Below are 14,059 nucleotides of genomic sequence, written 5' to 3'. Positions count from 1 at the left end.
ATGGCTAAATTTTAAAATATTAAGAATCTTTTAAGTGGTTAAGAATATTAAGACTTATATTCAAATCTTCAATTAATGGAACAAAAAAAAATACTGATCATCACCTATTACTGGCCTCCTGCGGGAGGTCCTGGTGTTCAAAGATGGTTGAAGTTTGCCAAATATCTGCCGGAATTTGGCTGGAATCCCGTGATCTATACTCCCGAAAACCCGAGTTATCCCTTACTCGATGAAAGTCTTTTAAAAGATGTTCCGCAAAACCTGGAGATTGTAAAAACCAAAATATGGGAACCTTATCAGCTGGCTGAAAAACTGAATAAAAGCAATAAAAAGTTCAAAGCCGGACAATTTGATGTTGGTAAAAACCAAAGCTGGAAATCCAGACTTTCCATTTGGGTAAGGGGAAATTTCTTCATTCCGGATGCCAGGGTATTCTGGGTAAAACCTTCCATAAAATTTTTAGAACAGTATTTAAAAGAAAATAAAATAGATGTCGTAGTAACTTCCGGACCGCCCCACTCTCTTCATATGATCGGCCTGGGATTGAAAAAGAAATTCCCTGCTCTGAAATGGATCGCCGATTTCCGTGATCCATGGACAGAAATTTCTTATTATAAACATTTAAAACTCACCAAAAGCTCCGACAGAAAACACCGTCAGCTTGAAAGTGCCGTCTTTAAAAACGCAGATATAACATTGGCAACAAGCTATACGGATGCTGAAAATTTCAGAAAAGCAGGAGCAAATGCTGTTTGTATCACGAATGGATTTGATGAAAGCGATTCAGCTCCAATCAATGTGGTGGGTGAAAAGAAAGAAACAACCTTTACTTTAAGCTATATCGGAGTTCTTGAACAGTTGAGAAATCCTGAGAACCTCTGGAAGGTCCTTGATGGGTTAGTCAAGGAAAATAAAGAGTTTGCAGACCATTTTACTTTGAAGTTTGCAGGAAGAGTTGACGATAAGATCCTGCAATCTATAGAAAATTCGAGCCTGAAAAATCATATCCTGAACCTGGGGTATATTTCTCATGACAAAGCTGTTGAAGAAATGACCAATTCAAATCTGTTACTGATCACCAATTTCCCGAACGAGTCTTCTCAAGGAATTATTCCAGGAAAAATATTTGAATACCTGGCGACCGGAAAGCAGATCATTTCTTTTGGTCCGGATGAAGCAGATGTTTCAAGAATACTTGCGGAAACAGGTGCGGGAAAACATTTCGGTTACGAAGATTCTAAAGCAGTCAAAGATTTTATCATAGAGAAATATGAACTCTGGAAAAAGGGAGATCTTCTTGAAAACACTCAAAATATTGAACAATTTTCTAGGAGAAATCTCACTAAAAAACTGGCTGAAATTTTACCTTAAATTTGGAAATTTTCTGATAGGAAAGAAACCTGTTAATTCTCAGGATCATTATACAATGCCATAAATGCTTCGAATCCGCTCAGCATAACACTTTCTAAACTTTATAGTTATTTATTAGAGATGTCATGCTGAGCGGATTCGAAGCATCATTCATTTACAAAGATTAGTAACTTCCGGCTTCTCTCTTCCAGCTTCAAGCCTTTAAGCACAGGTTAGATTAAATTGTCCATTGGTCGTTGACAACGGCCACCAGATATTGCTTACCCTGAAATTCTTCAAAAACGAAGCGGATAGTTTTCCAATCCATTCCGCCATTCTTTTCAGAACCTTTTATATAGTTTTCAGTGAAGTCCTGGCCAGGATATATTTTCTTTAAATTATTAAGTGAATTTCCTCCTGCAAGAAATTGATTGAATGAATATTGTGATGCCGTGAAGTCCGTGGAGAAAACCCATTTCGCTAAGTAATCCTTGATGGTTGCTTTATACGGATCTCCTGAACCGTCCTGTGCTCCCCACGTATATAAAGTTTTTGTTGGCAGGTATTTTTCAAAATCAGCTTTGGAAAAATGCATATCCTCTTTCGGGTCTACAAATCCATACATTGAAAAACTGATTCCTTTTTCCGGATGAATAAATGATGTGAAAGTCTTATAATCTTTACTTTTTAAAGCCTGTAGGATTTCGTCATTAGCAGTCTTTACAGCTGCCACATCCGTTTTTTTCTTCTGAGCTGCCGTTTCAATATTTTTTTCCTTAGCCTGAGCCATAGAATCTATCACATTAGGAACAGGTTTTTCAGGATTTTTCTTACAAGCCACTAACAGGGTTAATGCCAATACTGGAATAATGAAGTTTTTCATCTTTTCAATTTTTTAATTCATAAAAAACACCAAAACTGATGCCAATACAATATCCCTGATAGATAAGTTCTGTTGTCAATTTTCCACTTAATATCATGGTTTTAAGTAAATTTGTTGTATGGAAATTTTAGACATCCTTATTATCGGAGGAGGGCCTATCGGTCTCAATTGTGCCCTTGAAGCCAAAAAAAATAATCTGACTTACCTGATCATAGAAAAAGGAACTATTGTCAATTCCTTATATCATTATCCTTTATATATGCGCTTCTTCTCCACGGCAGAAAAACTGGAGATAGATGGTATTCCGTTCATTTCCACAGCTCCCAAACCCGGCAGACAGGAAGCCTTAGAGTATTATCAGGGAATCGCAAGACAAAAAGAAATCAACATTAACCTCTATGAAAAAGTCCTGAAGGTTTCCAAAACCGGAGATGTCTTTGATATTGAAACCTCAAAATCAGCTTATAGAGCCAAAAATGTAGTGATTTCCACAGGATTCTACGATATTCCGAATCTGATGAATATTCCAGGTGAAAGTCTTCCGAAAGTGAAGCATTATTATACGGAGCCTTATCCATATGCAAAGCAGAAAGTAGTTGTAATAGGATCAAGTAATTCTGCTGTGGATGCGGCATTGGAAACTTACCGGAAAGGAGCCGATGTAACTATGATCATCCGTCATTCCGAAATTTCTAAAAGTGTAAAATATTGGGTAAAACCCGACATTGAAAACAGAATTACAGAAGGAAGCATCAAGGCTCATTTTAACTCAGAAATAGTAGAAATTACCGAGAATTCTGTCATTTTTAAAGATGAAAACGGACAGAACCGCGAGATTGAAAATGATTTTGTCCTGGCGCTGACCGGATATCTTCCCGATTTTGAGTTTTTAAGAAATTCAGGAATAGAATTGCAGGGTGACTGTCTGAATCCGCTGTATCATCCTGAAACCATGGAGACCAATGTTCCGAATTTGTATCTGGCCGGCGTTGTATGCGGAGGAAAAGATACCCATCTCTGGTTTATTGAGAACTCACGCGTTCATGCGCAGATGATTGTTGGAAATATACTTTCTAAGTAATATTATTGTGCTTTTTATAGATTTTGAATTGAATTTTGATAATTCTGATGTGATTACAGTCTGCTAAAATTCAACATGGGCTCCGAAGATAAAACTCCTTTTTGCAGCAGGATTATAGAAACGGCTTCCAAAAGCATTGATATCAAAACCGGCAACATAATCTGTATTGTAAAGGTTCTGAATCTGTAGATGTAGATTCAGTTTCGTCCTATCAATCCGTATTGGAAATCCTAACCGGATATTTCCTACCAGACTTGATTTTGACCAGACAGAATTGGCGTCATTCAGAGGTGTTTTTGAAATATAATAATGAGAATAGTCTACAGTAAGATTTTTAAAAAAAACAAAGTTGAATAAGCTGTTTACCGTTGTGTCCGGTACTCCTGTAACCTTATTTCCTGAAAAATCATTATCCAGCTGTTTGTAATTTCTGAATTTAAAATCATAGAAGCTTCCGGAAAACCGAAACTTAAAGCTGTTGAATATTTCATTTTTAAGATGAAAACTTTTAGACTCTAAAAGAACTTCTACCCCTTTCTGCGTGATACTCCCCTGATTGGCAAAATATTCCTGCCCGCTTTCATTTTGTCTTCGTACAATGGCATCTTGCATCCTGAAATCAAAATAGCTTCCTTCAATAAAAATAATATTTCCAAACTGCTTTCTTATACCAACCTCTTTATTCCAGCCGGATTCAGGAACAAGATTAAAATTAAACTCCTGATTGGAAGACCGGATTTCTTCGCTTGTAGGAGCTGAATTTCCTTTTCCTATTTTTCCTCTTATCGAAAAACCTTTTCCCAGCAGATAAGTAATTCCCAGGTTTGGAAGCCACTGTTCTTTAAATTTCACACGACCTATATTTGAAACCGGATACATCCTCTCCCATTCGTAGGAATTTGAATTTAAGCTTATCGAAATATCGGTAAAAAGCTTTTCATTAAAATTCAGTTTTTGTGACAGAAAATAAAAACCGGAATTATTTTTCAACTGATCAAAATTCTGAGGATTACCTGGTATTCCTTTATTATTGCTGTAATTTTTAACCAGAATATTTTGATTTCCGCCCTCAAACCCTAACCTCAACGCCAGAGATATATTGTTCCAGTTTTTTTCATAATTTAAATGGGTCCTCAAGGCAAAATTCCTTTCAAATCTATTTTCAAAATTCGTGATGAAAGGATTTTTAAAATCCACATAGGAACCCTGTACTAAAATAAAGTGTGAAAAATTTGGGTTAATGGCAGTCTCATGTGAAATTCCTGCCAAAACCATTTTATTACGGATTCCTGCATTCTGTTCCTTTGCGCTTAAAAGCCCGCCGGCAGCTGGCCTTGCTTGTTTCCTGCCAGATTCCATTTGCTGCAGGGTAAGTCCGCCCGGGGTTTCATAATCCAGATCAGAAAGCAATAATACAGCATTCAGTGAGGCCTTGGGAGCATATTTAAAATGATCTTTAAGATAGATTTGCTGCCTCTTTACAGCCGATTGCTCACGGTAAGAGTCTGCCTGGTAATAATCCTGAAAAATTTCAAAGAAATGTTTTCCTTTCTGACGGGCAACATTAAAATTCTGTTCAAAAGTTCCGTAACTTCCTATAGAAATGCCGGCAGATAAATGATCTGATTTCCTGGTTTGCAAAAGCACCGTTCCACCGGTTACAGCACCGTAATCTCCACTTTCCGGACCTTTATAGATCTCCATCCTGTTAATAAGCTTCGGGGATATGATATTAAAATAAGTATTCCCGGAAGCATCAGATAAAATGAAATCGTCCAGATAGACTTTGATATTCCTTACTCCAAAAGGAGATCTCAGGGTGCTTCCACGGATTGATATCCTGTAGCTGGCTGGAGAGCGCTCTTCCATTCTGGTTCCCGCAATTTGATTGACTGCTTCCAGAAGTCTTTCCGGAGGATTCTGCTCCAGAAGATTTTCAGAAACAACGGCAACAGATTTCGTAGAAGTCATAAAGAGAACCGGTTTCTTATAAGCATCAATTTTCACCTCGGATATCAGAACGGCAGTATCCTTTTTCTGCGAAAAGAAAAACGACACAGTGAGAATAAAAAAAAATGCTAATAATCTCGTCATCAGCACAAAGCTAGCAAAGTTTTTATTGTAATTTTATGTGTAATGTAAAATCAAATGATATTTAGCTTTTAATCTCTCTTTTCTTAAGCATCCAGGGAATCACAAAATAAAACCCGGCAGCAATACCCACAGTCAATACTCCGGTTCCTATCCACAAGGTATTGAAGCCCAGTTTATCTGCAGTCATGGTCCCCACGTAAGGAGTAATGATAAAGGCTAAGGCCACCGATATCCCGTTCATTCCCATATAAGCCCCTTTGTTGTTTTCGCCGGACCGCAGTGCGGTTATGGTAGATATAAACGGAAGCGTCCAAATCTCGCCAATACACAGCAAGGTCATAGAAACAACAAGGGTAAGAATGGAATGGTCAAAGGCTAACATTGCATAAGAAACCCCACATAATACAGTTCCTATGAACAAAGTAAAGGCAAGGTTGAAATATTTTTCTGCGATCTGTACAAAGCCCATCTCCAGGAGTACAATCAGGAAACCGCTATAGCCTAGAATATAACCGATACTCTGCTGGCTTAAATGCGCGGTATCCTTATAAAAAATAGTCAGTGTACTGAATAACTGAAAAAAACAAATGGCGAACAACATACAGAAGAAACTGTAAAGCAGAAATTTTCCGTCGCGGTATGGAGAATTTTCTTTTTTAACGGCGATGGCTTCTTTTACTTTTTTCGGCTTCAATGAGGCCAGCTTATTACGTTTTCCGAAGAACCGGATATACATCAAACCGGCCAGCAGTGCGGCCAGGGCATTACTGAAAAATAAAAATTCATAAGATATGGCAGATAGTATTCCACCTAATGCGGGCCCTATAGAAAACCCGAGGTTAACAGCCATCCGATTCAGTGAGAAAGCTCTCGTGATATTTTGAGGTTTAGCATATTTAGTAATAGCTACCGAGTTGGCAGGACGGAAAGTCTCGCTTACGATACTCTGGATCAGAATAATGGCAGCCAAGCCGACTTCCGTTTTAAACAGCGGAATCAGGCAGAATAACGGGACACTCAAAAGAAGGCTCAGACTCTGGACACGGTATTCTCCGATTTTATCGGTAATTAATCCTCCCAGCCATGAGCCCAATACGGAACCTAACCCGAAGAAGCTCAAAATAATCCCTGAATTTTCAATGCTGAAATGAAGATGCCCCGTCATATACACTCCCAAAAACGGAAGCACCATAGAACCTGCACGATTGATGAGCATGACCAGCGCCAGCATCCAGCTTTCTTCTGAGAGTCCTTTAAAAGAACCCGTATATATGCTAATTAATTTCACAATATTATTATTTTATGGGGAGAAATTCGAGTGAGGTGCAAAAATAGGCAAATTGGCCAAGAATGCCTTTTAAAAGGCACTTTTTTTTATCAATCATATTGATAGAGGCAAGAAAATACACTGACAGGAATTAATAGAAATGATCTTTAAGGTTCTGTTTGATTTAACCAATTAAAAACAAAAAAGCAGGACTTGTTGAAGGTCCTGCTTTTATATTAATCCTTGTAAGATTATTCCGGTTTGAATGAATCCTTCAATGTTACCGTACGGTTAAATACCAAATTAGAATCCGTAGAATCACGGTCTTTTGTAAAATACCCGATTCTCTGGAACTGAAGTGGCTCTCCCACAGCAACATCCTTTAAACTTGGCTCAGCAAATCCTTTAATGGTTGTTACCGATTCAGGATTGATGAAGTTCAGGAAATCTACATCCTTCTCTGCATCAGGTTGCTCTACGGTAAATAGTTTTTCGTAAATTCTTACATCTACCGGGATTGCATGAGTAGCAGATACCCAGTGAAGTGTCCCTTTTACTTTTCTCAAGCTTTCTTCGGTACCGCTTCCGGATTTGCTCTTTTCATCATAGCTTGCATAGATCGTAGTGATCTCTCCGTTTTCATCCTTCTCAACTCTTTCCGCTTTGATAATATAGGCTGATTTCAGACGAACTTCCCCGCCCAATTTCAGTCTGAAAAACTTATTATTAGCCTCTTCTTTAAAATCTTCTCTTTCGATATATAATTCTCTGGAAAAAGGAACTTCTCTTGTCCCTGCATTTTCCTGTTCAGGATTATTTTCAGTTTCAAGCCATTCTTCCTTACCTTCAGGATAATTTTCAATAACTAGCTTAACCGGATCTACAACTGCCATCACACGTTTTGCCACCTTGTTCAGGTCTTCACGTACACAGAAATCAAGCAACTGAATTTCGATCAGGTTTTCTCTTTTGGCCACCCCTACTTTTTCAATGAAATTTTTGATTGATGCCGGTGTGAAACCTTTTCTTCTCATTCCGGAAATAGTAGGCATTCTCGGATCATCCCAACCTGTCACTGCTTTTTCAGCAACCAGCCTTTGAAGCTTTCTTTTGGAAGTGATCATATAAGAGACATTCATTCTTGCGAATTCTCTTTGCTTAGGTGCTATTTTAGATTCGTCGTATACCTGCTCAAGATACCAGTTATAAAGAGGTCTGTGATTTTCAAATTCTAATGAACACAATGAGTGTGAAACCTGTTCCAGATAATCAGATTCTCCGTGTGCCCAGTCGTACATCGGATAGATTTTCCATGCTGTACCTGTTCTGTGGTGAGGTCTTTTCAGGATTCTGTACATCACAGGATCACGTAAGTTCATGTTTGGGGACACCATATCGATCTGCGCACGAAGAGACATAGAACCTTCCTCAAATTCTCCGTTCTTCATTCTTTCGAACAGGTCAAGAGATTCTTCTACCGGACGGTTTCTGTACGGCGACTCTATTCCCGGCTCTGCAGGATTCTTTCTCTGCTCCGTGATCACTTCAGAAGGCTGCTCATCTACATAAGCTTTTCCGTCTTTAATCATCTGTACGGCCCATTCGTAAAGCTGCTGGAAGTAGTCGGATGCATACAGTTCTTTATCCCATTTGTAACCTAACCATTCCACATCTTTTTTGATAGAATCCACGAATTCCTGCTCTTCTTTCTCAGGGTTCGTATCGTCGAAACGAAGGTTTACGGGAGCGTTGTATTTTTCGCCCAGTCCAAAGTTGATGCAGATGGCTTTCGTATGGCCAATATGCAGGTATCCATTAGGTTCAGGCGGAAAACGGAAACGGATCTGTTCTTTTTTCAGACCGTTTGCCATATCATCTTCAATAATTTGCTCAATAAAATTGAGTGATTTTTTTTCTTCTTCCATTTAAATTAGCTTTTATTGTATGCAAAAAAAGTTTGACAAAGTTACGGAAAATTTAGGGCTTACGGAAATGATAATCTAAATGCTGAAAGACTAATAAATTCATTATTTATAGCTAACTTAGATAGAAATAAGACCAATTACAAAATTTACCCACTATGGCTGTTTATATCCTAAGCAATCGTAAGATCGTACGTCACAAAGGCGAAAAAGCAGATTCATTTTCCAATGATGAATATTCTATTCCCAATTTCAGGATCGCAAAATGTGATTTTGACACCTACAAAGAGCCTACTGCATCCAAAAAGAAGAAAGATTATACCAACCGTAACATCTTAAATTACAAATTATTTTCTGAGCCCGAAAAGCAGGGCTATGAAGATGTCCTGGAAGTTTTACGGAATGAAAAAGGTATTAAAAATTCCTCACGGACAGCCAATAATCTAGGCGGAACCCAAAGAATGTTCTATGAATTATATAAGAATATGTCTTCTACAAAAGAAAGAAGCGATGTCCTGATTTTTATTCATGGGTATGCATACGATTTTGATGATGAATTAAAGGCAATTATCGATCTTAAAAAGCTGTTTATCGATAATCCGGCATCCCCTGTAGAGCATATCCTTTTTGTGAGCTGGCCTGCTTCAAGCAGTATTGTTCCTCTGACTTATTTTGATGACAAGGCATCAAGTATTAATTCAGGGTCATCGCTGATGCGGTTGTTTTATTTTTACACCCAATTTTTAAAAGATATTTTTTCAACCCGTGACCTGGCTCCGTGTAATCAAAGAATTCACCTGATGGCCCATTCTCTTGGAAACAGGGTGCTTCAAAGTATGCTTTACAGCCTTAAAAAAGAAAATATCCTCCGCGTTATCGATCAGGTTTTGCTTTTAAATGCTGATGTATCCTATAAAGTCTTCGAAGACTCTGAAGATTCATATAATAAGCTTCCGCTGCTGGCCAACCGTATTTCTATTTATCTCAACAGAAAAGACACGGTATTGGGGATTTCACAATTTACTAAAAATATTCTGACCCCCAGATTAGGCAAGAATGGCCCCAGCGATATTGAAAAACTGAAAGATATCGTTTCTATCATCGACTGTACTTTTGTAGAGGATGATATCCTGAACAGTTTTAAATATGAAATAGGAAACCATTGGGGATATCTTTCCAGTTCAATGGTTCAAAAAGATATTTTTCAGAATTTATATGGAATTGACAGAAATTTAATCACAGGGCGATCAAAAAATAACGAAAATATTTTCACAATTATTCCTTAATGATTAATTAAAAAAATCCCATAAAATGAACTATATGTTAAACTTCGTTCCAATACCGACATTGGCATAAAGATTGTAAATTTCATTACAAAGAGAAATAAAAATATTTTATCATGAAAAGAATTAAAAACAAGTTTTCTTATATAGTAAGATATATAAAGGAAGCAATTTTTGTAAAAGACGTGATTTAATAAGAGTACTGATCATAAAATAAAGTTTATCGACCCTAACACTACTTTTGCCTCATTTTCACGTCTGTATCTTCTTTAATTATTGAAGAGATTTTACCATCCGTAATATAATATATATTTACGGAAAATTGACATGGATATAAATTTATATTAATTTAGGTAAAGTATTGCATAATAAGAAAAATAAGTTGATATTTACTTTACCAACTCAATTAAAATCTTATTATGAAAAAACTTAAAAAATCAGAATTAAAAGTTATTAAAGGAGGCATAGTTCCACTTGGTTGTAATAACTGGGATACAAAAAGAAGATGCTGCACATCCTGGGATGAAGAGCATATGTACAACCCTATCTGCCCAGAGCTTTAATTAATTTTGCGTGTCTTTGAACCAGAGCAACTCGTTGTTCAGTTCTAAACTAGATTCAAAATTATTTACAAATAGAGATCCGGTGCCCAAACCTTGCGGCATCGGATTTTTTTTCGTGAATGTATACTGGGCAATAGCATTCAGTCCTATATTACTTTCAAGAGCAGACGTAATCCACCAGCCGATATTCTGCTCTTCTGCAAGAGAGATCCATTCATCTGAGCCTGAAAAACCTCCGACCAGAGCAGGTTTTAAAATAATATACTGAGGCTTAATGCTTTCTAAAAGCTTTTTCTTTTCGGCAGGATCAGTAATCCCAATCAGTTCTTCATCCAAAGCAATCGGCGTAGGAGCTCCGGCACACAATGAGGCCATATCACTCCAGTTTCCAGCCTTGATTGGCTGCTCAATAGAATGAATATGAAGATCTGAAAGCTGCTGTAAAACAGTCTTTGCTTCTTCCCTACTAAATCCGCCATTAGCATCTACCCGAAGCTCCAACGCATCTTTTGAGAATTTTCCTCTTAACTTCTGAAGGATTTTGTGTTCAGACTCCCAGTCAACACCAATCTTCAATTTGATACAATGAAATCCTTTTTCAAGCTTTTCCCGGATTTGTTCCTCCATATACAGAATGTCTCCCATCCAGATCAATCCATTGATCACGATAGCAGATTTCCCTTCGGTAAATTCACTTGGAAAATACAGATTCTCTCCGTATTTCAGATTCAAAACTGCCTGCTCATATCCGAACCATATAGACGGAAACTCTTTCAGTTGTTCTTTTAAATATAGGTAACCACGATCAATATTTTCACAAAGCCATTGGAGTTTTTCTTCATAATCCGGTCTGTCATCAAAACTCAATCCCCGAAATATTGCACACTCCCCTGTTCCCTTTTTTCCGTTGTCTCCAACCTCGAGAATAAAGGTTTCTTTTTCATACAAAACGCCGCGAGACGTTCCGCTCGGGCGTTTAAATTCCAATAAATATCTGAAATATTTTGCTTTCATTATTTTACACTGTCAATCCGCATGAATTCCTCTGCTTTTTCCACCATCTGAATACTTCCGCAGAAAAACGGAATTCTCTGATGCAGCTCTGTAGGTTCTACCTCCAGAATTCTTCTGAATCCGTCAGTAGCTTTTCCTCCAGCCTGTTCAGCAAGGAATGCCATAGGATTACATTCGTACAGCAATCTTAATTTTCCGTTCGGAGCCTGGGAATAGGAAGGATAAATATAAATTCCTCCTTTCAGCATATTTCTGTGGAAATCTGCTACCAAAGAACCGATATATCTTGAAGTATAAGGACGGTCTCCTTCTTCCATCTGACAATATTTAAGATAGTTTTTCACACCTTGAGGGAATTTAATATAATTACCTTCGTTGATGGAATAAATCTTTCCATTGGTAGGAAATGTCATATTAGGATGAGAAAGATAATAGGTTCCCAATGAAGGATCCAGAGTAAATCCGTTTACACCATTTCCGGTCGTATAAACGATCATGGTAGAAGAACCGTAGATTACATATCCTGCTGCAATCTGGTTGATTCCTTTCTGAAGAAAATCTTCCAGCTGAACCGGAGTTCCGGGTTCTGTTACTCTTCTGTAAATAGAGAAAATAGTTCCGACAGAAACATTTACATCAATATTGGATGATCCGTCCAAAGGATCAATTAGCACGACATATTTACTCAGGTGGCCGTTTTCACCACACTTAATGTCAATAAAATCATCATTTTCCTCCGAAGCAATACCACAAACAACCTCTCTCTGAGACAAAGCCGTAATAAAAATTTCATTGGCAATCACATCAAGTTTCTGTTGTTCTTCGCCCTGAATATTCTGGTTACCGGCAGCTCCTGTTATATCTACGATTCCGGCTTTGTTTACTTCTCTGTTTACCACTTTTGAAGCCAATCTTATGGCGCTCAGTAGACGGGAAAATTCACCTGTAGAATATTGAAAATCGTCCTGTTTATCTATAAGAAATTCTCCTAAAGTCTGTAATGGTTGATTTGACATATTTTTCTTTTTACGTTTTCCCCAAATTTCGGAAAATTTATCGGAGAAAGAAAGCTTTTATTAGAAAAGACCTTAACAGTTGTTTTTCAACACCATACAGAACCAACAATGGTATAGACCTAAAATTATCATTGCGTAATTAATCCCCATTTGATGACAATAAATCAACAAAATTCTGATAATATTCATCAAGTCTCAATTTTAATTAAATCTTAATTCCATCCAGCCGCCAGAAACTTTCATATCTCGTTGTAAATTTATAATTTTGACCTCCGTAAAAAACTCATGTAATTTTTAATCTAACAATTTTATTTTTAACAAATTAATGAAAATTTTCAAGTTTGGTGGTGCATCTGTAAAAGATGCCGAGAGTGTAAAAAATGTATCCATGGTTTTACAAAGTCAGGGATTTGCCAAATGTCTGCTGGTTATTTCAGCAATGGGCAAAACGACAAATGAATTGGAAAAGGTTGTAGAACTTTATTTCAAGAAGGATAACTATCAAACTGAGATTGAAAAGATAAAACAAAAACACATCGAGATTGCGGAAGGTCTGTTTCCTGAAAACCATGTAGTTTTTGCTGAGATCAATATATTCTTTGATGATATTGATTCTTTCTTAAGACGAAACAAATCGCCTAATTACAGCTTTGTCTATGACCAGGTCGTAAGCTGCGGGGAAATGATCTCTACAAAAATTCTGAGTGAATACCTGAATGAAATTCAGTTTACGAATCAATGGCTGGATGCCAGAGATTATATTAAAACAGACAGTTCCTACAGGGAAGGTATGGTAGACTGGGCAAAAACAGAAGAATTTATTTCAACTTTAAATACGGATATCTGCTATGTAACGCAGGGATTCATTGGTTCTGACGACAATAATTTTACGGTAACTTTAGGAAGGGAGGGCTCTGACTACTCTGCTGCTATTTTTGCGTATTGCCTGAATGCTGATGCCATGACGATCTGGAAAGATGTTCCGGGAGTAATGACTGGGGATCCAAGGAAATTCAGCGATGTTTCTCTTCTTTCCAATATTTCTTATGAGGAGGCCATTGAAATGGCTTATTACGGAGCAAGTGTCATTCACCCGAAAACATTGCAGCCTCTGCAGCAAAAAAACATTCCTTTTTATGTAAAATCTTTCGTAGATCCTACCAAAGGAGGAACTAAAGTTGGAGCCTCGGATAAAAACCAACATGAAGAATCTTATATCTTAAAAGAGAATCAGATTCTGTTAAAGATCTCAACAAGAGATTTCTCATTCATTGCAGAAGACCATATGAGTCTTATTTTCGGATATCTCTCTAAATATAAAATCAAGGTATCTCTTATGCAGAATTCTGCTATTTCATTGGCTTTGTGCCTGGAAGACAAATTCAATCAGGTGGATGAGCTTAATGAAGAACTTCAAAAAATATTTAAAACCAAAGCGGTTAAAAATGTATCTTTATTCACAGTAAGAAATGCGAAGATGGATCATATTGACAAATTTTACCAGGAAAAAAATGTATTATTGGAACAGATTTCCAAAAATACGGTTCAAATGGTAACACAATAATTTTAACTGCGACTAAACACAT

Annotated in this window: 11 protein-coding genes; 5 read left to right on the top strand and 6 right to left on the bottom strand. The window is 37.3% G+C overall.

From position 1 onward, the window contains the following. The first annotated feature begins 75 nt into the window (after positions 1–75). Positions 76–1,371, top strand: coding sequence for a glycosyl transferase family 1 (locus ACTJIV_RS17810; RefSeq protein WP_440629015.1), 1,296 nt, complete (start codon positions 76–78; stop codon positions 1,369–1,371). 217 nt (positions 1,372–1,588) lie between these two features. Here ACTJIV_RS17810 and ACTJIV_RS17805 read toward each other — a convergent pair whose 3' ends face one another. Beyond that, positions 1,589–2,233 carry a hypothetical protein gene (locus ACTJIV_RS17805; RefSeq protein WP_336378726.1) on the bottom strand — a complete coding sequence of 215 codons (645 nt, stop codon included), beginning with the start codon at positions 2,231–2,233 and terminating at the stop codon, positions 1,589–1,591. Between the two features lie 118 nt (positions 2,234–2,351). On the opposite strand from ACTJIV_RS17805, the gene ACTJIV_RS17800 reads away from it, so the two are divergent. Then, positions 2,352–3,314, top strand: coding sequence for a YpdA family putative bacillithiol disulfide reductase (locus ACTJIV_RS17800; RefSeq protein WP_440629012.1), 963 nt, complete (start codon positions 2,352–2,354; stop codon positions 3,312–3,314). 63 nt (positions 3,315–3,377) lie between these two features. Here the strand turns inward: ACTJIV_RS17800 and ACTJIV_RS17795 are convergent, their stop codons facing one another. From ACTJIV_RS17795 to ACTJIV_RS17785, 3 genes are all read right to left on the bottom strand, one after another. Next, on the bottom strand, positions 3,378–5,408 hold the full coding sequence (locus ACTJIV_RS17795) for a TonB-dependent receptor (protein WP_440629010.1): 2,031 nt from the start codon (positions 5,406–5,408) through the stop codon (positions 3,378–3,380). Between the two features lie 61 nt (positions 5,409–5,469). After that, on the bottom strand, positions 5,470–6,639 hold the full coding sequence (locus ACTJIV_RS17790; RefSeq protein WP_262901818.1) for an MFS transporter: 1,170 nt from the start codon (positions 6,637–6,639) through the stop codon (positions 5,470–5,472). 287 nt (positions 6,640–6,926) lie between these two features. Then, a complete protein-coding gene (locus tag ACTJIV_RS17785; RefSeq protein WP_111960694.1) occupies positions 6,927–8,600 on the bottom strand; it encodes a glutamine--tRNA ligase/YqeY domain fusion protein in 1,674 nt (557 codons plus the stop codon). A 155-nt stretch (positions 8,601–8,755) separates the two neighbouring features. On the opposite strand from ACTJIV_RS17785, the gene ACTJIV_RS17780 reads away from it, so the two are divergent. Then, positions 8,756–9,883, top strand: coding sequence for an alpha/beta hydrolase (locus tag ACTJIV_RS17780; RefSeq protein WP_440629008.1), 1,128 nt, complete (start codon positions 8,756–8,758; stop codon positions 9,881–9,883). Positions 9,884–10,299: 416 nt separating this feature from the next. Next, positions 10,300–10,443 carry a hypothetical protein gene (locus ACTJIV_RS17775; RefSeq protein ID WP_167409453.1) on the top strand — a complete coding sequence of 48 codons (144 nt, stop codon included), beginning with the start codon at positions 10,300–10,302 and terminating at the stop codon, positions 10,441–10,443. Here ACTJIV_RS17775 and ACTJIV_RS17770 read toward each other — a convergent pair whose 3' ends face one another. Together ACTJIV_RS17770 and fbp are read right to left on the bottom strand one after the other, a co-directional pair. After that, the gene (locus ACTJIV_RS17770) at positions 10,444–11,457 is read right to left on the bottom strand and encodes an o-succinylbenzoate synthase (RefSeq protein WP_440629006.1); all 1,014 of its coding nucleotides are present in this window, start codon (positions 11,455–11,457) and stop codon (positions 10,444–10,446) included. It lies immediately after the preceding gene. After that, positions 11,457–12,473, bottom strand: coding sequence for a class 1 fructose-bisphosphatase (fbp, locus tag ACTJIV_RS17765; protein WP_040998657.1), 1,017 nt, complete (start codon positions 12,471–12,473; stop codon positions 11,457–11,459). Before fbp ends, ACTJIV_RS17770 begins: the two co-directional genes overlap by 1 nt. A 325-nt stretch (positions 12,474–12,798) precedes the next feature. Between fbp and ACTJIV_RS17760 the strand changes: the two genes are divergently transcribed. Beyond that, positions 12,799–14,037, top strand: coding sequence for an aspartate kinase (locus ACTJIV_RS17760; RefSeq protein ID WP_223559902.1), 1,239 nt, complete (start codon positions 12,799–12,801; stop codon positions 14,035–14,037). The last annotated feature ends 22 nt before the right edge of the window (positions 14,038–14,059 follow it).

It is taken from the genome of Chryseobacterium sp. 22532 (genome assembly GCF_052044665.1).
Taxonomy (GTDB): domain Bacteria; phylum Bacteroidota; class Bacteroidia; order Flavobacteriales; family Weeksellaceae; genus Chryseobacterium; species Chryseobacterium lathyri.
This window is presented reverse-complemented; position numbering and strand designations above follow the sequence as displayed.

Excerpts from the sequence above, each read along its gene's own strand:
- ACTJIV_RS17780 (WP_440629008.1), top strand. The coding sequence starts at position 8,756 with ATGGCTGTTTATATCCTAAGCAATCGTAAGATCGTACGTCACAAAGGC.
- ACTJIV_RS17795 (WP_440629010.1), bottom strand. The coding sequence starts at position 5,408 with ATGACGAGATTATTAGCATTTTTTTTTATTCTCACTGTGTCGTTTTTC.
- fbp (WP_040998657.1), bottom strand. The coding sequence starts at position 12,473 with ATGTCAAATCAACCATTACAGACTTTAGGAGAATTTCTTATAGATAAA.
- ACTJIV_RS17810 (WP_440629015.1), top strand. The coding sequence starts at position 76 with ATGGAACAAAAAAAAATACTGATCATCACCTATTACTGGCCTCCTGCG.
- ACTJIV_RS17790 (WP_262901818.1), bottom strand. The coding sequence starts at position 6,639 with ATGCTGGCGCTGGTCATGCTCATCAATCGTGCAGGTTCTATGGTGCTT.
- ACTJIV_RS17785 (WP_111960694.1), bottom strand. The coding sequence starts at position 8,600 with ATGGAAGAAGAAAAAAAATCACTCAATTTTATTGAGCAAATTATTGAA.
- ACTJIV_RS17760 (WP_223559902.1), top strand. The coding sequence starts at position 12,799 with ATGAAAATTTTCAAGTTTGGTGGTGCATCTGTAAAAGATGCCGAGAGT.
- ACTJIV_RS17775 (WP_167409453.1), top strand. The coding sequence starts at position 10,300 with ATGAAAAAACTTAAAAAATCAGAATTAAAAGTTATTAAAGGAGGCATA.
- ACTJIV_RS17800 (WP_440629012.1), top strand. The coding sequence starts at position 2,352 with ATGGAAATTTTAGACATCCTTATTATCGGAGGAGGGCCTATCGGTCTC.
- ACTJIV_RS17770 (WP_440629006.1), bottom strand. The coding sequence starts at position 11,457 with ATGAAAGCAAAATATTTCAGATATTTATTGGAATTTAAACGCCCGAGC.
- ACTJIV_RS17805 (WP_336378726.1), bottom strand. The coding sequence starts at position 2,233 with ATGAAAAACTTCATTATTCCAGTATTGGCATTAACCCTGTTAGTGGCT.